The organism is Nevskia sp. (genome assembly GCF_021732705.1).
GTDB lineage: Bacteria > Pseudomonadota > Gammaproteobacteria > Nevskiales > Nevskiaceae > Nevskia.
The window spans coordinates 219,487-239,607 of the sequence record NZ_JAKFUM010000007.1; the positions used below are offsets into that span (position 1 = coordinate 219,487).

A 20,121-nucleotide genomic window follows, 5' to 3' on the forward strand; every position below is an offset into this window, starting at 1 on the left:
AGGGGTCGGCTTAGCCATGCGGCACTTCCGGCGCTGCGGTGAAATGCTCGACGGCCTTCCGCCAGATGGCCTTGATCGTCGTCCAGTCCACTTCGACCTTGCCGACGGTCCAACCCTCGCCGGCGCAGTCCGGGCAATCTTCGTCGACATCTTTCGCGGCCGTCGCTCGACGCTCAGGGTGATCCCCTGTGCCCTCACACGCATCACAGACGACGCGCGTCGAAACAAAGAACTCGCCGATCATCAGCCCCTTCGCGCCGTTCTCCGCAGTCAGCCGAAGGGGCAGCACGGCATGATCCGCCGACAGTTTCGGCGTCGGCGGCGCGGCTTCTTCCAGCAACTCGATCAGCCGCAGGCCGTTACCGCCATAGCCAGGTTCAAGCATCCCCGCAATGCGCTGCGCTGCTTCTTCGGCTTGCTGCCCTGCGCGGCAGATGCGGTCAGCTGCCGCTTCGATTCGATGCACAGCGCGCCAGATGGATTCGTCGTTCACGGTTTGGCCTTCAGTTCTGGATGCACCGTCGGTTCCCTGATCTCGGCGTTGATCTCGGCGTCAATCGCGGCGAGGCGCTTGGCGGCGATCAGTTCGTACTCGGCGCGCATGGCGCGCAGACCAGCTAACCGGTCCCCGAACAGCAGGCGAGGATTCTGAGACGCTGATCCTGAATCGCAGTCGCCGTGATGGACGGAACTCGTCCATGCGGGCCGAACATCTCCGGGGAGAGTCACGAATGACGACTCATGAACATTTACTTTCCAGCCATACGCTTTCTGTATGCCGGGACCGTCATTCGCTCGCACGGTTGGCTTCGGAACTTGCGTCGGATCACTCCACCGAAGCGCGAACGCGATGCTCCGCGCCTTCAAGGCCACTTCAAGCTCGGCCTTCTCCGCCTTGTTCATCGCCACGTTTCGACGCTCCCGTGATAGTGTCTGTACATCCAATTCACTAGCGAACGCTAGTCCTTTTTCCGTACAGACGCAAGCCCCCTATGACCCGACCGCCCGTGCCGCCCGAATCACGCCGCGACCATCGGTTTCAGATTCGCGTGAACCAGGCTGAACACGACGCGATCAAGGCCGCTGCCGCTCCCGATGACGAAAGCACATGGGCGCGGCGCGAGCTGCTGAAGATCGCAGCGAGCAAGGCCAAGCCGAAGCGCTAGGGCACGTCGGCGAAGGCGTCTTCCGCTTCCTTGACGGCGCGCTTGATTCGAGTGCCGGTCTCGCCGGAAATCTCTTCACCGCTCGGGGTGTAGTGCGCCCATTCGAGGAACAGAAAGCTGATCGCGTCCCACAAGTCGGGCGACGGGATGCCTTCTCGTTCCATGTCCTCTTTCGACATGATGTATTGCTTGCCGCGGCCGTCGAACTTGCGCGGGATGCGCGACGCTTCGAGGATCAGGTCGGTCTTGCACTCGTCCGTGAGGATGCTCAGACGCCCCTCGCGCACGGCGCGTGCTGCGAAGGCATTGGCCTGCGCGCGCTGATTCAGGAACCGGTCCTTGTAGTTCTTCCGGAAGTTCGGCTTGCCCCACATGACGGGGTGGATAGAGATGCCCTGCTCTTCCATGTTCTTGAACACTGGCCAGCCCTGCCCGACAGCGTCGATCAGGACCGCGCTGTTCGTCAGCTCGCGCGCTTCAGCAAGCGCAATGCCCCCCATCGCGATTGGGTCGGTGCCACCGCGACGGATGATCTTGACGATCTCCATACGCCGCGCGTCCGGGCCGAATTCTTCGCTGCCTGTGACCCGCGCGATGATCAGAACGGACTTGTTGCGCCAGCCGCCGCCGGCCACGTCGAAGCCGATCAGCCAGCCAGGATTGTCGGACGCCGCGATGATGCGGCCGAGCGTGTAGCTGCGCTCGATCTCAGTCCGCCCCAGCAAGTAGTTTTCGGAGTCGACCGGGAACAGCCCGCGAACGCGCACCTTGTATTCGACCGAATCGCGTCCGCCGTACTCGTCTTCCTTCTCGCGCAAGTTCTCGCGCGACACCAGCGGCGAGTTCTCGCCGTCGAAGTGCAGCGCCTTCCAAGCGCCGCCCTGCCTCGTGCTGGTCTTGTGGTGCGTCTCCCAAAAGAACCCGCTGTTGCGGCTCCCCTGCGACGCGCAGGCGATGCGATTGCGCTTGTCCGTCAGCGCACCAGTGAAGCGCGACATCACGCCGTCCGGGATGCCGGCGGTTTCGTCGGTCAGGATCAGCAGCCAATCCGCGTGCGATCCTGATACGTTGTCCGGCGATCCGCGCGGCGCTGTCTTGGCGTGAACGAACCAGGTTTCCTTGAAATCGCGGATGTAGACGCGCTGCGAATTCATGACGATGTAAGGCCGCAGCCAGGCATGCGAGCCGCGCTGCAATTCATTCAGTGCGACCGCCATCTCGCGCCAAACACCCTTGCGGACCTGATCGACCTTCGGGGCGCTGATCACCGTCTCGCTGCCCTGATTGCTGTTGCTGAAGTAGCAGGTCAGGTGCCACAAGGCGATGATCCCGAATCCTCGGGTTTTGCCGGTACCGTGGCCACTGACTGCAGACACGCGACACCCGGCTTCGCTCACCGCGTCGTAGAGCTGGAATTGCTGGTGCGTCGGCTCTTGATTGCAGACCTCCACAGCGAAGCGTCCGGCGTCAGGCGCGTAGCGTTCGCGGAAGGCGGCGTGCAGCTCGCGGTTGGGAAGCAGGATCATCGGCCGTCGTCGAATGCCTGGACGAGAAGGCCGTAAATCAGCAAAGGCCAGAAGGCGATCGACATGATGCAGTCGATGATCACAGTCGACATGAATTGAAACGCCGGGGACGGCAACGACTCGGCTGGCATGTCATCTCGAACGGATTCTTGAAGCCGTTGCAGCTTGCCCGGACTCCAACGGAAGTCGGCGAGCCAAGTCGCAACGCCCGGCAACAGGTAAGACAGCAGGTAGACTTCAGCGTCGCTCAAGCCGCCATCCCTCATACCGCACCGGGGCCACGTCGTAACCGACGTACAGCGGATGCTCGGGCGAGCCGTCGGCATTGATCCGCAGGGCATGCAAGGCTATGCCGCCCTTCACCAGCATGTCGCGCACCTGTCGCCCGCGATTCAGCAGGTTTCCCGGACGCCCCCAGCCGCACAGCACGATGCCGGCGTCGAGGCACCGGCTGAAGATCATGTCGTCGTTCGCCGGGCCGACGATGTCGACGCCGGCCTTGATCATCGCAGGCAACTTCTTGCTGTCGGTCTCTCGGATCGCGAAGACGTTGACGACGCCGACCGCGCCAAAATTGGCCCCGGCCGCGTTCCACTGCATCACGCGCCGGTAAAAGCGCTCGATCGTCGGGTCGTTGTCGCGCTCGTCCGCCGTGCTCGGGTTCATCGCCAGGAGCACCGCCATCGGGCCATCTGCCCAGCGCCGCGCCAGCCAATAGCGGTACGCGCCGCACAGGCTGAAAGCGGCGACCGACTTCATGCCGTCGAGACTGGTGTGATTCCGGACATCAAAGGTGTTCACGCGCATGTCGCTTCGTCCCCCGGATCGCGGTTGTCGTCGGCCGTCTCGTCGAGATGCCGCGCCCAGGTCAACGCGACGCCGGATGTGCCGAGTAGCTCGCGCGCCCTCGCGGCGATTTCTGCGGGATCGTCATGCCGCCACCGCACCGCCCTGAAGCGCAGCATGTCGAGCGCGACGCAGTCCATGTGCGCAGATAGGTCACGGAGCTGATTCGCCAGCGCGGTATTGGTCATGGCGCAGCCCTCAATGCCGCCCGCTCCCTACGCTTTGCAAGGCAATCGCTGCATGCGACCAAAGCCCCTTTCGAGTGCTTTCCGCCCAGCACGTTTTTTCTTTGATTACACGACCGGCATTGCTTTCGAGGAATGACATCAAAAGCCGGTTTGCACTCCGCCGCGGTCGGGCGACGTGGGTCGTTGTCATATCGTGTGCCGATGCCAATAACCCGCAAGGCATCGTCTTGATTTCTTGATGAATAAGGCACTTTCAGTCCTTGATGAAATGATCTGCGACGCTTTCGGGATGCGAAGCGCGTGCGGCACTGCCGCTGTAGGTTTTCGGGCAAGCCTTGATGTCGTGGTCGGTCTTGCCGCAGTAGGCACAGCGCAGGTGCCGGCGGGCCGACGATCCACCTACGGTCTTCGGACACAGAACGATGTTGTGGTCGTTGCTGCCGCAGTAGGTGCAGGCCATCAATGGCGCTCGCACCGGTTGCCTGACTGCTCCCACGGGTAATGGTGGTCAAGGTCGACCGCCCGCCGGCCGCAGTGCGCGCACCGCGCGATCTCCATCCCCTCGCGTTTTGCCTGAGCGATCGACATCAGCACGCTGTGGCGTCCGTCTTCGTGCAGTTCCGAGGCGTAGCACTCGCCGCGGCCGACAATCCGGAACCCAGGCGACACGCGCGGTTGGTCGGGCGCTGCGACGGCAAGGCGGTCCGCCCCGGCCTGCATCTCTGCCAAGGCCTCGCTGTCGTTCGGCGCAGGGTAAGGCCCCCGGAACAGACAGACCACGGAGCCGTTCTCGTACGTTCCATGCGTGATGAAGTCGTTCAAGCGGTAGACCCCGCCGACCTTCAGCAGAACGTCGCTCGCATCCTCTGCGCACACCAACGAGCCCCCGCGCGGAATTACCAGAGGCGCGAAATAGACGAAACCGGTCCTGTCGGCATGCGGCTGCACGTTCTTCTTCCAGGCGTAGAGCTGCGTCACCGGGCCATCGTCGTTTGACGTGCCGAGCACCCTGCCGTCGATGAAGTCGGTCAGCCGCTTGACCGACGCCAGCGCCTCTCGGACGCGCCTGTGCCGCCGGATGTCCGGCGGGAGCTTGATGGTGCCGACGGCGGCAATCGCCAGGTCAGTCATCGTCGCCCTCGACTTCCGGCGAGCCGCCCATCTCGATGCGCTTCGCCTCCGCGCGCTGCCGGACCTTCGCGTAGGCGTCATCCGGAATCTGCGGCAGGGCTTCCTTCGGGGCCTCCGTGTAGGCGTCTAGGCCCCAGGCTTTCCGCTCGCCGGTCTGCCGGATCATGGTCGTCTCCGCCGTGATCTTGGCCAGCTTCGCCTTGTCGAAGTTCGAGTTCTCGATCGCGGCGGTCAGCAACAGCTTGTGGTCGTCCCATTCCTTCCGGTGCCGGGCGATTACTTCAGCGCGCGCATCGACTGCCTGCTCTTCAGCGGCTTTCGTGGCGGCATCGACAATTCTTTTGATGTTGTCGGCGACAACTTGATCCGAATCGACAACCTCGCCGACAACTTTCCCGACAACTTCCGCAGCAGCGCGGGCGGCATCTTTCGCGGCCTTTTCCTCGCTGATCCTCTTTTCGATCAGGGGCTTGGCGTCTGCCGCAACGTGCGCGCGTTGGGCGATTTGCGACAACGTCGGCTTCTTCGCCCACCCCTTCGACTTGATCTGCTTCGCGACCGCCTGTTTGCTCGTGCCGAACTTCTTGGCGACATCTGCGGCCGTGACCCGGTCATCGACCTCCCAGTAGGCGCGGGCCTCAATCCATTGGCGCTCCGTCAGGCGTGCCACGAGGAACACTCCGAAATGACTTCGTCGCGGGTGCACACGAGGAAGTCGGCGATCTTCCAGATTGGGACGCCGCGGTCGCGCAGCGTCTTGACCGTGCTCGCGAACGGGGCCAGATCGACCGGCTCCGGTGCAGCGAACGTCTTGCCGGCCGGCGGCAGGGGGTGCTTCAGGGTCATCGGGTGGCCTCGAATAGCTGTGCTTGGATCGCATCGGCTTCAGCGATCAGGTGCGATTGGGATGCCGCCTGCCCGACCTGACCTTGGTCGAACATCAGCAGGAGGGGGTATTGGATTTCCGGCGTGATCTCGTCGAAATACTCGTGCGCCCGCAGCATCTTTCGGCGGCGCAGGTAGTCGTACGCTCCCTCTGCGACTTCGACGGCCGTCTCGATCGCTTCGCGCAGCGGCGGCGGCATGACTGCGGCCTGCCCTTGGGCCGGCGCGGGCACGGCGCACACCTGCTTCCAGACTTCGCCGACGGCACGCTGCAGCGTGTCGAGATGCGCACCCAGCGCAGCCGAATCACCAGACGCGGCCGCGATCCTCCGGGCTGCCTCTGCACTGTGCTCCGCCAGCTGCTCGCGAACGCAGCGCATCATCGCGAGATGCTCGATAGTTGCGGCGTCGCGTTCGGGGTAGTCGGACAGGCCCATCAGGTAGTCCGCGCTGACGGCGTACAGGATCGCCGCCCGGACAAACAGCTCAGGCGGCGGCACCGCCAATCCCTTTTCGATCTTGCACAGCGGGCTGCTGTTCCGGTATCCGAGCCGAACCGCTGCGCTCACCTGTGTCATGCCGGCGATCCTCCGGCCATTCTCGAAGCGCTTGGCGATCATCGGCCGCAAGGCGTTCCGATTGATGCTCAGGATTCGCGACGTTTTCGAGTTCATCAGATGCCGTCCCATGGTTCGTGGTCCGCGTAGTGCTCCGGGTCGACATTCATCGGAGCCATGGCATCGAACGCCATGTACTTGCCGTGGAACATCGTGCGTACCTTCCCGGTCGGACCGTTGCGCTGCTTCGCGACGATGATTTCCGCCTGTCCTGGCTGCTCGCTGTTCTTGTTGTAGTAGTCGTCGCGGTAGACGAACAGGACCACGTCGGCGTCCTGCTCAATCGAACCCGACTCGCGCAGGTCGGACAGCAGCGGGCGTTTGTCCTGGCGCTGTTCGACCGCCCGGCTGAGCTGGGTCAGGCCGATGACGACGATCTGCAGCTCCATCGCCAGCGCTTTCAGGCCGCGGCTGATCTCGGACACTTCGTTCGTGCGACCGCCCTTGTAGCCGGGGATGGTCATCAGGTTCAGGTGGTCAACGATCAGCACCGACAGGCCGTGCTTGATCTTGTGCCGGCGGGCTCGCGAGGCCACGTCAAGGTGCGACAGGCTGCCGGCGTCCTCGACGTGCATCTGGCACTCGCGAATCGCCTGCCCGACGCTGGCGAGGCGCTTCCAGTCGCCATCGCTGAGCGATCCCGAAATCAGGCTCGACAGGTCGACACGCGCCCGCCGGGCGTAGCTGCGGAGCGCGATCGACTCCCCGCTCATTTCCATGCTGAACATCGCCGACTGCACCGCCCGTGCGTCCGACACGGATTCCGCGAACTGCTGCGCGAGGGCCGATTTGCCCATGGCAGGGCGACCGCCGACGATGATCAGCTGCCCGGCCTGCATGCCCTGCGTCATCCGGTCCAGGTCTGCAATCCCGAATGGCAGGGCAATCGTGCCGTCCGACTTCGCAGCGCGGTCAATCGCTATGTCGGCTTTTTCGGCCAGATCGCTCATGGCCTGCATACCGCCGGACGAGCGCTCAGCGCCGGTGCGGATCGCCAACAGGCCGCGCTCGGCTTCAGCGATCAGTAGGGCCGTCTCTCTCCCTTCCGGCGTGAATCCCAGCTCCGCGATGTCTTGGCCAGCGGCAATCAGCCGCCGAAGCATCGCCCGGTTGCGCACGATGTCGGCGTAGGCATTGATGTTCGCCGCCGACGGCGTATCCGCGCACAGCGTTCCGAGATAGCTCACCCCGCCGACATCATCCAGCGTGCCCTCATGCCGGAAGTGCTCCGACAGGGTCACGAAATCGCACGGTGTCGCGGTGTTCAGCAGCTTGGCGATGCCGGCGAAGATCAGCCGGTGGTCCTGCGTGTAGAAATCATCCTCGTCGACGCGCTCGAACACGTCATGCCAGGCGCGGTTGTTCAGCAGCAGCCCCCCCAGCACCGACTGCTCCGCCTCGATGGAGTGCGGGGGATGCTTCGGGCTGGCTGCCAGCCGCGGCGCGTTCATCGGCGCGCTCCGTTCGCGCGATGGTCCTGCCAGCGGAACGTCAGCACCCTGCCGCCGTTGTCCATCAAGCGGCTCAGCACGCGCTCACCCAGATACTTGCGCAGTTCCGGGAGCCCGACATTGCTGACGAAAATCGTCGGCCGAAGATTCCGGTACCGGTGGTCGATGATCCCCGCCAACAACCCCAGTTCGTGATCGCTGCCCTTCTGCTCCGCGCCGATCTCGTCGAGCACCAGCAGGTCCGGGGTCTGGAACAGCGCGCGAGCCTGAGCCTCGGTAAGATCGCCATCGCGATCCCAGGTGCCGCGGATGGTCGCGATCATGTCGCCAACCGTCGCGTAGCGCGCCGTCAGCCCCTGCAGGATCGCGAGCTTGAGCGCAGCGACCGCAAGGTGTGTCTTCGCCGTGCCGGTGCTCCCGATCAGCGCGATCGATCGACCGGTCTTCAGGTGACCGGGAAGCCCTCGCGCATACGACCGAACCTCGTCGCACACGGTCGCCGCCATGGGCGCTTGGTCGCCAGCACGCGCCGGGTCGAAGCTCGAAAACGTGCACGCCCGGAACCGCAAGGGCACGTCGGCATCAGCGAATCGCTTGCGTCTGTCCTCGGCCTGCCGGGACTTCTCGTCTGCGACACGGGCGTCCTCGGCACACTGGGCACAGCGGGCCAGTTCGCCGACCACGGAGCCGTCGCTCCCCAGGAACTGCCGGATCACGAATTCGCCATGCACCGCGCAATGGCCCGGCACGGTCGTCTGGTCGATCTCGCCGCGTAGTGCCGCCAGGATCGTCGAGCCGGTCACTGGATGATTCGCCCGTGCTCGTCCAGCCCTTCGCGGTAATCGCGATCAGCAAACCCGAAATGCGGGCTCAGCGGGCGCGGTTTGCATGCCGCCATCAGCATCGCGGCAGGATCGACGGCGCGCTCCCGCTGGGCCTTCGAGATGGCCTCGAACGCCGCCGCATCGCCGCACGCTGCCCGCAGCTTCCCGATCAGCGAGCGCGCCTCGCGCGCCGGCTTCCCCGCAGCCGTCAGCAGGGCAATGCCGGTGTCGAAGACCGTCTTCGTCAGGTCGACAGCGGGTGTCGACCCTGTGCTCGACACCCCCGATGGCTGACCGTGCACGACAGGCTGCCTTTCCTCGATGGCGAAAAAATCAGCAGTTGCCGGCGGCTTGCCGCCCGACGTAGTCGGAATAGCTGTTATTGCAGAAGCAGATGCAGATGCAGAAGAAGAGCCGTCACCCTGCCGATCACCTTGCCCGACACCCTTCCCATCACCCCGCTCGTCACCTTGGCTTTCACCATGCCGTCGGCTTGGTGAAGACCTTGATGCGCCCTTTGCCGGTGGACCAGTGTCGTCGTCATCGTGCCTTTGCGCTGCACCGAACCGCGTCGATGCGCCGGCCTTGGTGCGCACATGCTCGTCCTTCACCATGCGCGACGAGTACCAGATCGGGCCTTCCTCCGCCCCAATCAGCGTCACCGGATCGCCGTCACGCCGGCCAGATCGCGGCGTGTAGACATAGGGCTCGCACACGCCCTTGTCGCAGCCCTTCAGGACGCCCTTGCTGACCAGTTCGGACACCAGCGAGAACGGGCAGCCGACGGCCTGGGCGATCTCCTTCAGCGGCCACCGCAGCACGCCGTAGCGGTCGGCGTCGTGCATGAACGCCATGATCTCGATCCACGCTCCGCGGGCAGCCCACGAGCAACGCATCAGGTTGCTGTTGCGTCGCCAGTCGCCGAAGTAAAGCTGGATTGCAGGACTGCGCATGATCAATGGGTAGGGTCGGGATTGTTGGACTTCTGCTGTGCTTCAGACCGGATGCAAAGAACCGCTTCGCGTAGGCGCAGGCGCGCTTCTTCGCCGTGCTTCACGCCGTACGCCGCGAGACGAGCCTTCACGTCGGCGTTGGCCCGCGGAGCGAGATCGGCGGCGATCGACCAGAAGCGCGCCGGCCACTCGATCGCCGACGAATAGCTCCGGATGTCTTCGCCGGGCTCGCGCTCGCGCCAAGCGACGCGCGGCGGCAAAGTGATCGCCATGACCTGTCACTGCAGGGCGAACAGCGACGGCTGTACGCGGACGCGCTCGAACCGCTCCGCTTCGAGCTGCGCGACGATCGCCGGATCGCGCAGTGCGTTCAGGGCGACGACAACTGCAGTCGCCTTCACGAACACTTCCGCGTCGGAAGTGCGTGCGTCAGCGGCAACGTCGCGCCAGTAGGCGATCTGCGCCTCGACGGCGAGATAGTCGAGCCTCAGCATGCGACCGTCCTCCCGCCGACGCGCAATGACCCGTGCCGCCGCAGGATGTCGTCCTGCATCTTCAGCAGGGTCTCGTCATCACCGAAGCGGGATTCAAACTCTCGCGGGTGCTTCGCCCGGCTGGGTCCAAACACGCCATACGCAGCGCGCTCCCCCATGCCGGCCGGAACAGCGCCGCGGTGGTGATACGGGCACTCCGAAACGGTGAAGCGATGGCCGCGCCGGCGTCCGGCCGAAAGCAGATGATTCGCCTCGCCAGGATTGATACCGAGTCCCTGCATTCGGCACGGGACGCAACCGAGTTCCTTGATCAGCCGGAAACGCTCGCGTTCGGCAGGGGTCGCATCAGGAAGAGATTGGGACATGAAGCTCATGCGGCGATTGCCTCCACTTCGGCCGGATCGGGCTTAGGTGCTGGCAACGCTTCCGGTTTCGCGTCATCGCCCCACTTCACGCCGCGCTCGTTCCCGAACGCGAATAGGAGTTCAATCAGGTTCGACATGGTCTCGGCATCCATTCCGGATGTCCCCATGCCCAGTAGCACCATGCCGCCATCGATACCGCGCGCAATGCGCATCTCGTGTCGAAGGCTGGCCGTCAGCACGAGCTTCCAGTCGGCCGGGCACATCATCACCAGTTCGTCATTGACCACCCAGGGAATCTGCTCCGAGATGTCGGTCAACATCGCCCACATGCGCGCGTTCTGGCGCAGCGTGCGGCGAGGGGTGAAAGTCTTGACGACGACCTGTACAAGCCTGCCGGTTTTCAGGATTCCATTCGCGAAGTCGTAGACGCGACGCCAGAACGACTTTTCGTCCGCGTGCGGACCCAGGATGAAGGTCGGAAGATCGTTCACGGCGCGACCTCGCGCGGAGTCGTGAACGTCGCACCGGTCAGCGGCTCGATCATCGTGAGGTTGCCGCCGAACTGGCTGATGCCGGTGTCAATGTAGACGTGGCTGCCAATACGCTTCACTGAGTCGACGGGCGTGTGTCCGACGTAGGTCGTCGACAGGCCCGGCTTTGCGTCAGGCGGGAATCCGCCTATCTGAAGTCGACCCCACAGCAAGGATTGAATCTCGTCGCGGAGGAACGCGCCGGCATCAAGATCGAAGTCGTCGCCAAACCATTCAGCATGCAGCACGTTGAACCGCCGGCTGCCCCCGCCGACTACGATCACCAGTGGCAGCGCTTCGCAGGCTTGCGCCATCAGCGCGCGCTGTGCGTCCGAGACCGAAGACCACCAGCGCCCACCGTTCGCGATCCAGTTCGTCGGGCGTCCGATCCAGGTGCGGATCAGCATGTCCTCATGATTGCCTCGCACGGCCTTGAACCACGGCTGCGCCAGCAACGCGAGACAGCCCGGCGAGTCCGGCCCTCGGTCAATCAAGTCGCCGACGCTGAAGACGCGGTCGCATGCCGCGTCAAAGCGCGCGAGTTCCAGTAGCCGAAGGAACATCGAAAGCTGGCCGTGCATGTCGCCGACGACGAAGTCACGGCCGCGCTCGTTGCTGGCGAAGTGCTGGACGTTCATGCAGCCTTCAGCTTCGGGCGCTGCAATTCATGCGAAAAGTTCGCGCGCACAAGGGCTGCTGCGACAGGCGGGCAGACCGAATTACCGATCATGCGAACCTGAGCCGTCTTGGTCAGCGGGGTGCCATCAGGCTTCCGATCAATGATGTAGTCGGCTGGGAACCCCTGCGCCGTCGCAAGCTCGCGCGGGGTCAGCATCCGCATGCCGATGTCGACAATCTCGTAGGGTTCGCCGTGCACCATCACCAGGCCGAGGCGGTCCTTGGTCGGGATCGTGTGCATCGGTTCGTCGAGTGAAACCCCGTCGCGCTCGTTGCCGTAATACTTGACGAGGAAAGCCCGGACCTCGCCGGCATGCGTGCCGCTGGCCGTGATCGTCGGGGCTGGCTGGTCGACCGGCTGGCCGTCCTGACAGGTGCCGCGCAGCTTGATCAGGTGCGACGTGACGACTGACTGATGGCTGCCGCTGGCGCAGAGCGTGCTGATCGGCTCGCCGACCTCGCGGCCCACGTTCGGCACGCCGCCGCGATGGTTGTTGTGCTGCGCGAGGAAGGCAGCGACCAATGCTGTCTTTCCGCTGCCGCCGGCAGTCGTTGTGCCGACAGGCTCCTCCACGCTATTGCAGGCGCTGGCCCCGAACTGACGGTCAAGAACCGCGGCGATGACCGCGTGCTTCGCGCCGCCACCGACGACCGTGCCGAGCGGCTGCTCGATGTCCAGGGCGCGCGGAGCCTGCCCCTCGCGCTCGCCATAGCCGGTCTGCACCAGCGTCGCAGCGACAACCGCCTGCCCGTTGCTGGCCGTCACCGTCTTGACCGGCTGATTGATGTCGGCGGTGCCATCGCCCCACCGCTGCACGCCGCCGGGCTTGCCCTCGCCGTGCGCAGCCTGAATCAGCGTCGCCGAGATCAGCGCCTGCTCGCCGCGATGCGCCCCGGTGACCGTCGGCATCGGATCGGTCATCGCAGTGCCCCGGCGGTCACCGTGGTGCGTCAGCGGAGCAACATGCGCCGATACAAGCCCGATCGGCGCAGAGCCACCAGGACGCACGATGTAACTGTTCGCCGTGACAGTCGGCAACGGCTCATCAATGCCAGCGCCAGTCGCGCCGTTCCGGAACTTCGTGATGTGCGGGACGACAACGGCATGCGCGCCGCCCTTCGGGTTCGCCGTGATCGTGGTCAGCGGCTCGTCGGCGTCATTCACCCGAAGGCCAGAGCCGTAATTCGCGATCGGCACGATGAACGGGTTGGCGGAGTTGACGACGTAGCGCATGACGCCGCGCGCGATCCGGCGAAGCGTTGCCTCCGCAAGCGGCTTTTTACGCTCGAAGATGGACGGACATGAGATTGACCAGTCGATGCACTCAGCAGCCGTGCGCCACGGCCGCACCTTGCCAGACTGCGCCGGCAGCTTCTTCGGGTCGCCATGCGTCGGCGCAGGCCAGACAATCGGCAAGCCATCGCGCCGGGCGATCAAGAACAGCCGCTTCCGGATCGTCGGTGCGCCGTAATCGCAGGCGCGCAGTTCGCGGTGCTCAATTGCATAGCCGAGCTTGCGAAACCGATCCAAGAACCTCTCGAAGTATTCGCCTTTGCGATCAGGATCGGGGTGCCATTCCTTAACCGTGTACGGTTTGCCAGCAACGTCGATCTTCACGACCGTCCGCTGAATGAGCGGCCCCCAGGACCGGAATTCCTCGACGTTTTCCATGATGATTACGCGAGGCTTGACCTTGTCCGCCCACTTCGTAACTACCCAGGCAAGCCCTCGAATCTTCTTGCTGACCGGCTTCCCGCCCTTCGCCTTGCTGAAGTGCTTGCAGTCCGGCGACGCCCACAGCAGGCCGACCTGTCGATGGCCCATTGCGCCTTCAGGGTCGATTGCCCACACGTCCTCGCGGATGTGTCGGGTGAGCGGATGATTCGCTTCGTGCATCGCGAGCGCTTCGCCGTCGTGATTCACGGCGACATCGGGGCAGCGGCCGAGTGCTATCCGAATACCGGTCGACGCGCCTCCGCCGCCCGCGAAGGAGTCAACAACCAATTCATGGAAATCGAACTCAAAACTGCGGCCATCAGCGCTCAAGGCGTTGCCCTCAATGATGTGGAGTTGTTGTCACGGCTCGCGATGACGATTCGGATGCCGTGCGCGGCCTTTGTCTTTTCCTGCGCGTAGGTCACCGACATCAGATCGCTCCGATCGTCGATGCCGAAGACGCGGGCGATCTCGTCGACCGTCCCCTTGAATGCGCTGCACAGGTTGTCGTGCGAATCCAGCGTGCGCGGCGACCGCCGGACGAGATGCACGCTGATCGGCAAAGCGGGACGAGGCTTCGATTGCAGGACCAGGCCGACAGCCTTGCGCTCCGCCTTCACCCGCCGCGACCGGGCCATGTGGTGCTCGCGCGCGTTCAGGGCGCTGATCACTTTCAACGGCAGTTCGATGGACAGCGCGCTCATGCCGCGCGCGCCTTGGCAAAGAACTCGGTGATCGTCGCGAGCTTTGATTCAGCGGCATGCAGCTTTTCCGTCTGTTCGCGAAGCTGGCGTTCCAGCTCGGATTCCCGCTTGCGGATCGACGCCGGGTCGTAGCCGCGCGAGTGCAGCAGCCACAGCATCGGGAACTCATTGCCGCAGGCGTCCATGAGCCGATCAAGGAAGTCGCCCTTGATACCGGCCTCGCCCTGCTTCAGCTTCGACCAGGTCGCCGCGTCAAGGCCCGTGTCGAGCGCGACCGACTTGTCTTGCGATCCGGCGATCTCCGCGCACTTCGCGCAGGCTTGCGCGAGCGAATGACACAGCGGGATGTCGGCTAGGTTGACCGGTACAGCAGGCCGGACCACGCGAAGGTCAAGGGTTCCCATAGATCACCTTCTGTAGTGCTTCGCGTGCCTGACGAAGCTCGCTCTCAAGCGCAGTGACGCGCGCGGCAAAATGCGCGTGCAACACTTCGACGGGGATCTCATTGAGTCGGGCAAATTCGCCGCCCAACCTTTGCGCAACTTCGTTGTACGCAAGCGCAGCTTCTATTTCGGTCGAGAAACTGCCGATGTATTTGCAGCCAGCTTTCGCAACGAAGATTCCAGGCTTAGGGCTATAAACGCCCTTGTACTTCCCCGCTCTCGGGAAAACCGAATTCCATGCGTTCTGACTGGCAGAACAAACACGAATGTTGCTACGCCGATTGTCGAGGCCGTTGTTGTTGATGTGGTCGACCACAGCGCCCTTCGGCGCGTCAAGCAGCATCCGGTGAAGCTGCACCCGTCGACCGGACACAGTGGTGGCTGCATAACGATGCTTAGGCATTTCGACGACATGCCACTTGTACGCGGCAACTAATGCTTCGTCCTGCCTATCGACGAGGGCAAAAAAGCCTTTCGTCAATGGGATTTCAACGTGACTCACAATCAGCCTCCAAGGAATGGAGTGTCATGGAAGGTCTGTTCACGGGCACGCTGAAGGCCGATGAACAACGCATACAAAAACTGGCTGATCGGGATGGACTCGAACCATCGAATGGCGGAACCAAAAACCGCTGCCTTACCGCTTGGCGACCGATCAATTGAAGTGAGAGACGTGGGGGGCGGCGCGACACGCCCCCGTGCATATCCGCTTGTGCTGGCTGCAAGGACTCGAATGCAGACTGTTCCCGCCGGCCGTCGCGCAGCCTCGGTTTCACCAGGGTTGTATAGGTGCCGAACTGTTCCCGGCTGTCAGTCGCCCCACTGTTCTCGCGGTATTGCTCCGACCACTGTTGCACTGCTTCACGGCCACCGCAGGGGTGCGCTCGCCGCAGAACACTCAGATCGGCAGTTCCCTGATTCCCAGGCCACCCGTTCAGGGAGGCGCGACCGCCACCCGTCAATTCGCAAACGCTTTGTGATGCTGGCCGGGCTTGCCGGCTATCCGGTTGATCGCCGCACGCTGAATCTGTCGGCTGAGTTCGCGCTGGTAGCACCCCTGCCCGCGTGTCCATCCACGCCGCAGCATCACAAAACATTCGAGAAGCCGACGGCGCGAACGCCGTCGGCTCTATTTCAGAACTACGCTTCAGATGGACCACATTCGCGGTCGTATCGGCACACGCGCAGCGGCCTCCGGCCACTGCCGCGCGGGCGTCACGGCGATGCGGCCGGGCTTCAGGCCGGCACGACTCGAATGCTGAACGGGGACCAGGGTGACGGCCGTTCCGGGGTTCGTAGCCACCGGGGCCGCTTCCAGCCCCTTGATGGCGAGAACGGCCGAAGCCGGTGCCAGTTCGGTCATCGCGTAGTCGTCCTTCGGTTCGTGCGCCGCACCGCCCTGAATCAGCGGCGGTGCGACCAGCAGGCATACCGCCCACATGACCGCCATGATCGGCAAGACCCATTTCGTCTTGTGCATCACTCTCTCCACATTTGCCCCGGAGGGGCGGGACTGGAATGCACCGGGCCATTACTTGCGCTCCGGTGCGACACGCATCAGGTAGATGAACACCGCGACGATCGCGATGGCGGCGAGGATCAGGGCTTGCCACAGCGTCACCGCCGTTCCTCCCAAATCACGGAAACGACGAATACGATCAAGACCAAGGCAAGCGCCAGAACGCCGCCGCCGTCGCCCGGCACCGTGCCTTGTGCGGGCGACGACGGCTGTTCCTGCGCCACCCCCGTGGAATTCGTGGCGTCGCGCGGCAAGACGATCGGCTCGGCGAGGCGAACGTCGTGGAAGTCGGGGCGTGCGGAAGGGGCGATCACGGGCCTTTCTTCCGGTCTGGCGCGAGTGCCCAAATGACGGCAGCCCCTACGGCGCAAACGATCGCGCTGACAACGCGATCATTTCGAGACAGCAGCAGCGCCGTCATGATCAGCACCCAAACCGCAATCGCCGGTCGCGCGCCCATGTCAGGCAGCCGCCTGCGAGCCGGTGCCGCGCACGACCGCCCAATCGACATCCGGGCGCGTGACTTCGACGGGCACTTTCCCCTCCGTCTCGCGCTCGATGTTGATGGCGAGGCTCTCGCCGGGCGTCGCGTTCTCGCTCGACACCAGCATCAGATAGCCGACCGTCGATCCGACGGCTTTGGCAAACGCCTCGCGGTCGAGGCGGGACAAGGGCAACCAGAATTCGCGGAATTTCATAGTGCCGTGAGACTAGCGTCCGCTAGTCTTCTCGTCAATAGCGATCACTCGTTTAGTTTTCACTAGCGGTGCGCGGTAATAAGTGGATGGCAAAACCGCGCAAACCAGACGATCCGATCACGGCCAATCGGCGGCGGAAGCTCCGCGACCTTGTGTCGAGCTACGACTCGGTAGCCGACTTTTGCAGGCGATACGGGCTAGACGAGGGTTACATCGGCCAGCTTCTGAATGGCTTTTCGAGCTTTGGGGAAAAGTCCGCACGCAATCTGCGCGCGAAAATCGGGTCGATTCCCGACGGATACTTTGAGTCGCAACAGGACGCCAATGTTGAACCGGGGCCAGCCCTTGCCCCTGTGCGGATGGTGCCTATCGTGGCAATGGTTCAGGCAGGGCCAAATGGCTTTTTCGAGATCATCGGCCATGTTGCCGGGGAAGAAGTACCGTTCTACACGCGGAGCACGAACGCCTACGCGCTCAGAGTGCGGGGCGATTCGATGCGCCCCAGGATTCGCAGCGGGCAGATCATCGTGGCGGACCCTGACACGGTTTACGCGCCCGAAGACGATGTGGTCGTGATGCTGAAGTCGGGGGAGTACATGGTTAAGGAACTGCTCGTCGAGCGGAATGACGAAATTGTCGTCACCAGCGTCAACAACGGCGAGCGGCGAACAATCGCCAAGGCCGACATCGAGTACATCCATTGCGTAGTCGACATCATGAGGCGGGGATGAACAGCAGGGGCATCGTGGAATCAGCGGCCGTCGCGGTGTGCGCGGTCCTCGCCGGTTGCGGGCTGTCGGAACGCACCCTGCAATGTCACGACGACGACGTTCGTGCGCTCATCTCCGAAACAATCTATCGCGAGGCGTTGCCGGCGGCAATTGCAGCGGTCGATTCGAGCGATCTTCGGGAACCCGTCAGCGCATTCCCGACTTCGCACCCTCTGGCGCTGGCCGGCATCGTCGAGCGCGAGCGGCGGGAAGGTGGCGGCATTGCGTGCCAGGCAACGCTATCCCTGCCGTACGGCGATGCTGCCGTCACGCCCGCCGCCGTCAGCGAAGAAGCTGTCGCCTTCGTGCAGCGAGCGATAGAGCGCAACGCTTTCGGCGATCGGCTGATCCGTGCGAAGCGGCTCGCGCCAGTGCTGGAATACCTGCCCGACGACGCGAACGGTGCCGCGACGTGGCGCATCGAATACGACGTGAACTTCACGTCCGATCGGAAACAGATCGTCGTCAGCACCGACCGCGCGAAGGGCATCGCCCTGTGGGTCGGCGAGTACATCGCGGCCGTCAGCGCGGCCGAACGCGAACTGTCGCTTGGCAGCACGAAAGCGGATGACTACGAAGCTGATTCGCTTGACCCTGACGATGCCCCACAGGAATCGCCGCCCGCCCTGGTGAACTGATTGCATGGCGCTGCCGGCCGCGCATCTGCTGATCACCCCGATCGTCCGCACCGTCAGCGAGACGCAGGGGCTGACCATCAAGGAAATCGCCGCCGTAGTCGCCGCGAAGCTGAAGCTGTCGGATGCTGACCTTGCGCCGCTGCGGCCCGGCGTGAAGCGCAAGCAATCCCTATTCGACTTCCGGATTCAGAACGTCGTCGGCGAGCTGCAAACTGCCGATTGGCTCGAACTCGATGGCAAGGCGCTGCGGCTTGGCGGGCACGGCCGCGCGCAGCTCGCGCTTGGCCTGCCGCACTCGTTCAGGTGCCTGCGCAGCTACCCGCCTTACGCGGACGATTGGGACACGATGGGTGTCGCCGGCTTCGACGACGATGGTGTGACGATCTTTCGAGATGCCCCGGAAGAACCGATCGAGCCGCCCGACATCGACGAACTGACTGCCGACGAGATCGCCGAACTGCGCGACATCACGCCGCCCGACCACGACCAGGCGCACAAAATCGGCATGGAGATCGTGTATGGCGCGATCAACCTACTGAACGGCGAGATGGCCGGGCACCGGGCCGTGCTTCACGCGCTGATCGCAAGCCACCCTGCCCCGGCCAAGCTCTACGCCGAGCTGTCAGGCGCGGCCGAGCGACTGCGCGATCGGCCGATTGACGACGCCGTTTCCGACGAAGCGCGCGCCGCCGCATTGTCGAGCGTGCTGGAAGCTCAGGCACTCATGCGCGACCCGGTTCGCCGCTAAACCTGCCCGCTGTACCCGTGATCCGTTGACCGCGATCAAAGGTTTTACCGTTCGTCAGCAATTACTAGCGTTTGCTATTGCATATTCAAATAGCGTTCGCTAGTCTTTCTCCCGTACCGCAACACGCGGCATACGGGAGCACCGCAATGCAACAGCAGTCCACCAGCGCCGCGTTACCGCCGGCCCACAAGCATCGGGAAGCAGTCCGAGTTGTGCCGCGCGACGGAATCACCGATGTACTGATGTCGCTCCCGACCCGATCGGGCAGTTTGATTCGCTGGTCGTGGTGCTCCCTTGGACCGCACGACCGCCGCCGTTCCGAAGCCCTCGCGAACGCCTGAAACCGAACCCTGAGCCTTGCCCGGCCGGAGGTTTAGGCCGGGCTTTTTTGGAGGGCGACATGCTGAACGAAAGACTCGAAGAACAGCGCGATGACATTGAGTCGTTGCGACGCCGGAACGTAGTTCTCACCAAACAGAACGAAGCGCTTGCCGCCGTCCTGAAAGACGCCCGCGAACGCATGCTGGGAACCAGCCCGGCCATCGTGGCGTTGCGCAACCGTGCTGACGAAGCGCTGGCCATGACGGGGCAGTCATGAACGCCCGCATCCTGCTACGCCTCGCGTTCAACAAGCGCCGCGCCGCAGCCGAACCAGCAACCAACCGTACCGCCCTGCGCGCCGAACAGATCGCGCGCCGACACGAGTGCGTGACCGACTCGAATGGAGTCCAGCATCTCGCGCCGATTGTGTACTGCGCTCGCGAACTGCCAGGTCACCGCACCGTGAAAGGCACTGAGATCAAAGGTGCGATCCGGTGAACTACGACATGACGAAGCCGTGCGACGAGTGCCCGTTTCTTCCGGAGATGCACTTTCAAGTCGAGCGCCTTGAAGAGTTCGCACGCGGCGAGTTCCCTTGCCACAAGGCTTGCAAGGTCGACAGCAAAGGCAATTTCGTGGCTCGAAACGACAAGACACCCCACTGCGCTGGCGCATTGATCTTCAACGAACGGCGCAATCGACCGCACCAGATGATGCGTATCTGCGAGCGCGTTGGACACTACGATCGAAGGAAATTAGACATGACGGTCGCACTCGTCGGTGACGAGGAACTTGACTCGTGAGCCTCGTCACGTCGTATCGCACCATCACGATCAGCATGCCTGACGACATAGATCGCTCAGACATTGAGCGCGCCGTTCTAGCGACTGCGCGTGCGCACAACCTGGA

Annotated in this window: 32 protein-coding genes and 1 tRNA gene; 6 read left to right on the plus strand and 27 right to left on the minus strand. The window is 63.7% G+C overall.

The genetic code is table 11. From position 1 onward, the window contains the following. Positions 1-10: 10 nt before the first annotated feature. The 27 genes from QZ951_RS08130 to QZ951_RS08260 form a co-directional block, all read right to left on the minus strand. Complete coding sequence (locus QZ951_RS08130; protein WP_293000040.1) at positions 11-493, minus strand: hypothetical protein; 483 nt, start codon at positions 491-493, stop codon at positions 11-13. After that, complete coding sequence (locus QZ951_RS08135; protein WP_293000041.1) at positions 490-909, minus strand: hypothetical protein; 420 nt, start codon at positions 907-909, stop codon at positions 490-492. Before QZ951_RS08135 ends, QZ951_RS08130 begins: the two co-directional genes overlap by 4 nt. A gap of 253 nt (positions 910-1,162) precedes the next feature. Further along, positions 1,163-2,692 carry a hypothetical protein gene (locus tag QZ951_RS08140; protein ID WP_293000042.1) on the minus strand — a complete coding sequence of 510 codons (1,530 nt, stop codon included), beginning with the start codon at positions 2,690-2,692 and terminating at the stop codon, positions 1,163-1,165. Beyond that, the gene (locus QZ951_RS08145; protein WP_293000043.1) at positions 2,689-2,943 is read right to left on the minus strand and encodes a hypothetical protein; all 255 of its coding nucleotides are present in this window, start codon (positions 2,941-2,943) and stop codon (positions 2,689-2,691) included. The genes QZ951_RS08140 and QZ951_RS08145 overlap by 4 nt, the downstream gene beginning before the upstream one ends. Continuing rightward, complete coding sequence (locus QZ951_RS08150; protein ID WP_293000044.1) at positions 2,930-3,499, minus strand: DUF1643 domain-containing protein; 570 nt, start codon at positions 3,497-3,499, stop codon at positions 2,930-2,932. The genes QZ951_RS08145 and QZ951_RS08150 overlap by 14 nt, the downstream gene beginning before the upstream one ends. Beyond that, positions 3,490-3,726: a hypothetical protein gene (locus QZ951_RS08155; RefSeq protein WP_293000045.1), complete on the minus strand. Its 237-nt coding sequence runs from the start codon at positions 3,724-3,726 to the stop codon at positions 3,490-3,492. Before QZ951_RS08155 ends, QZ951_RS08150 begins: the two co-directional genes overlap by 10 nt. Before the next feature lie 253 nt (positions 3,727-3,979). Continuing rightward, positions 3,980-4,186 carry a hypothetical protein gene (locus tag QZ951_RS08160; protein ID WP_293000046.1) on the minus strand — a complete coding sequence of 69 codons (207 nt, stop codon included), beginning with the start codon at positions 4,184-4,186 and terminating at the stop codon, positions 3,980-3,982. Continuing rightward, positions 4,186-4,857 (minus strand): hypothetical protein, encoded by a 672-nt coding sequence (locus tag QZ951_RS08165; protein ID WP_293000047.1) that lies wholly within the window; start codon positions 4,855-4,857, stop codon positions 4,186-4,188. Before QZ951_RS08165 ends, QZ951_RS08160 begins: the two co-directional genes overlap by 1 nt. Then, entirely contained in the window at positions 4,850-5,527 is a 678-nt protein-coding gene (locus tag QZ951_RS08170; protein WP_293000048.1) for a hypothetical protein, read from the minus strand. Before QZ951_RS08170 ends, QZ951_RS08165 begins: the two co-directional genes overlap by 8 nt. Further along, positions 5,515-5,703, minus strand: a complete 189-nt coding sequence (locus QZ951_RS08175; RefSeq protein ID WP_293000049.1) for a hypothetical protein — start codon at positions 5,701-5,703, stop codon at positions 5,515-5,517. Before QZ951_RS08175 ends, QZ951_RS08170 begins: the two co-directional genes overlap by 13 nt. Next, positions 5,700-6,416 (minus strand): helix-turn-helix transcriptional regulator, encoded by a 717-nt coding sequence (locus QZ951_RS08180; protein ID WP_293000050.1) that lies wholly within the window; start codon positions 6,414-6,416, stop codon positions 5,700-5,702. Before QZ951_RS08180 ends, QZ951_RS08175 begins: the two co-directional genes overlap by 4 nt. Beyond that, positions 6,416-7,810 carry a replicative DNA helicase gene (gene dnaB / locus QZ951_RS08185; RefSeq protein ID WP_293000051.1) on the minus strand — a complete coding sequence of 465 codons (1,395 nt, stop codon included), beginning with the start codon at positions 7,808-7,810 and terminating at the stop codon, positions 6,416-6,418. Before dnaB ends, QZ951_RS08180 begins: the two co-directional genes overlap by 1 nt. After that, positions 7,807-8,613, minus strand: a complete 807-nt coding sequence (locus QZ951_RS08190) for an ATP-binding protein (protein WP_293000052.1) — start codon at positions 8,611-8,613, stop codon at positions 7,807-7,809. The genes dnaB and QZ951_RS08190 overlap by 4 nt, the downstream gene beginning before the upstream one ends. Continuing rightward, positions 8,610-9,587, minus strand: coding sequence for a hypothetical protein (locus QZ951_RS08195; RefSeq protein WP_293000053.1), 978 nt, complete (start codon positions 9,585-9,587; stop codon positions 8,610-8,612). The genes QZ951_RS08190 and QZ951_RS08195 overlap by 4 nt, the downstream gene beginning before the upstream one ends. Positions 9,588-9,589: 2 nt before the next feature. After that, positions 9,590-9,859 carry a hypothetical protein gene (locus QZ951_RS08200; RefSeq protein ID WP_293000054.1) on the minus strand — a complete coding sequence of 90 codons (270 nt, stop codon included), beginning with the start codon at positions 9,857-9,859 and terminating at the stop codon, positions 9,590-9,592. 6 nt (positions 9,860-9,865) lie between these two features. Continuing rightward, positions 9,866-10,081: a hypothetical protein gene (locus QZ951_RS08205; RefSeq protein WP_293000055.1), complete on the minus strand. Its 216-nt coding sequence runs from the start codon at positions 10,079-10,081 to the stop codon at positions 9,866-9,868. Continuing rightward, positions 10,075-10,455, minus strand: a complete 381-nt coding sequence (locus QZ951_RS08210) for a Ref family recombination enhancement nuclease (protein WP_293000056.1) — start codon at positions 10,453-10,455, stop codon at positions 10,075-10,077. The genes QZ951_RS08205 and QZ951_RS08210 overlap by 7 nt, the downstream gene beginning before the upstream one ends. Beyond that, positions 10,452-10,937 (minus strand): recombination protein NinB, encoded by a 486-nt coding sequence (locus QZ951_RS08215; protein ID WP_293000057.1) that lies wholly within the window; start codon positions 10,935-10,937, stop codon positions 10,452-10,454. Before QZ951_RS08215 ends, QZ951_RS08210 begins: the two co-directional genes overlap by 4 nt. Continuing rightward, positions 10,934-11,614 carry a metallophosphoesterase gene (locus QZ951_RS08220; RefSeq protein WP_293000058.1) on the minus strand — a complete coding sequence of 227 codons (681 nt, stop codon included), beginning with the start codon at positions 11,612-11,614 and terminating at the stop codon, positions 10,934-10,936. The genes QZ951_RS08215 and QZ951_RS08220 overlap by 4 nt, the downstream gene beginning before the upstream one ends. Continuing rightward, positions 11,611-13,701 carry a DNA cytosine methyltransferase gene (locus QZ951_RS08225; RefSeq protein WP_293000059.1) on the minus strand — a complete coding sequence of 697 codons (2,091 nt, stop codon included), beginning with the start codon at positions 13,699-13,701 and terminating at the stop codon, positions 11,611-11,613. Before QZ951_RS08225 ends, QZ951_RS08220 begins: the two co-directional genes overlap by 4 nt. Beyond that, complete coding sequence (locus tag QZ951_RS08230) at positions 13,698-14,075, minus strand: hypothetical protein (RefSeq protein WP_293000060.1); 378 nt, start codon at positions 14,073-14,075, stop codon at positions 13,698-13,700. The genes QZ951_RS08225 and QZ951_RS08230 overlap by 4 nt, the downstream gene beginning before the upstream one ends. After that, positions 14,072-14,479, minus strand: a complete 408-nt coding sequence (locus QZ951_RS08235; protein WP_293000293.1) for a hypothetical protein — start codon at positions 14,477-14,479, stop codon at positions 14,072-14,074. Before QZ951_RS08235 ends, QZ951_RS08230 begins: the two co-directional genes overlap by 4 nt. Continuing rightward, positions 14,466-15,020 (minus strand): HNH endonuclease, encoded by a 555-nt coding sequence (locus QZ951_RS08240; RefSeq protein ID WP_293000061.1) that lies wholly within the window; start codon positions 15,018-15,020, stop codon positions 14,466-14,468. Before QZ951_RS08240 ends, QZ951_RS08235 begins: the two co-directional genes overlap by 14 nt. 81 nt (positions 15,021-15,101) lie before the next feature. Continuing rightward, positions 15,102-15,176 (minus strand) — tRNA-Gln (locus QZ951_RS08245). Positions 15,177-15,665: 489 nt separating this feature from the next. After that, positions 15,666-16,001, minus strand: coding sequence for a hypothetical protein (locus QZ951_RS08250; protein WP_293000062.1), 336 nt, complete (start codon positions 15,999-16,001; stop codon positions 15,666-15,668). A 134-nt stretch (positions 16,002-16,135) separates the two neighbouring features. Further along, the gene (locus tag QZ951_RS08255; RefSeq protein ID WP_293000063.1) at positions 16,136-16,351 is read right to left on the minus strand and encodes a hypothetical protein; all 216 of its coding nucleotides are present in this window, start codon (positions 16,349-16,351) and stop codon (positions 16,136-16,138) included. Positions 16,352-16,498: 147 nt separating this feature from the next. After that, positions 16,499-16,735: a hypothetical protein gene (locus tag QZ951_RS08260; protein WP_293000064.1), complete on the minus strand. Its 237-nt coding sequence runs from the start codon at positions 16,733-16,735 to the stop codon at positions 16,499-16,501. An 86-nt stretch (positions 16,736-16,821) separates the two neighbouring features. On the opposite strand from QZ951_RS08260, the gene QZ951_RS08265 reads away from it, so the two are divergent. The 6 genes from QZ951_RS08265 (at position 16,822) to QZ951_RS08290 (ending at position 20,015) form a co-directional block, all read left to right on the plus strand. After that, positions 16,822-17,466 carry a S24 family peptidase gene (locus QZ951_RS08265; protein ID WP_293000065.1) on the plus strand — a complete coding sequence of 215 codons (645 nt, stop codon included), beginning with the start codon at positions 16,822-16,824 and terminating at the stop codon, positions 17,464-17,466. After that, the gene (locus QZ951_RS08270; RefSeq protein ID WP_293000066.1) at positions 17,463-18,143 is read left to right on the plus strand and encodes a hypothetical protein; all 681 of its coding nucleotides are present in this window, start codon (positions 17,463-17,465) and stop codon (positions 18,141-18,143) included. Before QZ951_RS08265 ends, QZ951_RS08270 begins: the two co-directional genes overlap by 4 nt. A gap of 4 nt (positions 18,144-18,147) precedes the next feature. Continuing rightward, positions 18,148-18,891: a hypothetical protein gene (locus QZ951_RS08275; protein WP_293000067.1), complete on the plus strand. Its 744-nt coding sequence runs from the start codon at positions 18,148-18,150 to the stop codon at positions 18,889-18,891. 400 nt (positions 18,892-19,291) lie between these two features. Beyond that, on the plus strand, positions 19,292-19,489 hold the full coding sequence (locus tag QZ951_RS08280) for a hypothetical protein (protein WP_293000068.1): 198 nt from the start codon (positions 19,292-19,294) through the stop codon (positions 19,487-19,489). Then, positions 19,486-19,710 carry a hypothetical protein gene (locus QZ951_RS08285; RefSeq protein ID WP_293000069.1) on the plus strand — a complete coding sequence of 75 codons (225 nt, stop codon included), beginning with the start codon at positions 19,486-19,488 and terminating at the stop codon, positions 19,708-19,710. The genes QZ951_RS08280 and QZ951_RS08285 overlap by 4 nt, the downstream gene beginning before the upstream one ends. Continuing rightward, positions 19,707-20,015 carry a hypothetical protein gene (locus tag QZ951_RS08290; RefSeq protein WP_293000070.1) on the plus strand — a complete coding sequence of 103 codons (309 nt, stop codon included), beginning with the start codon at positions 19,707-19,709 and terminating at the stop codon, positions 20,013-20,015. Before QZ951_RS08285 ends, QZ951_RS08290 begins: the two co-directional genes overlap by 4 nt. Positions 20,016-20,121: the final 106 nt, after the last annotated feature.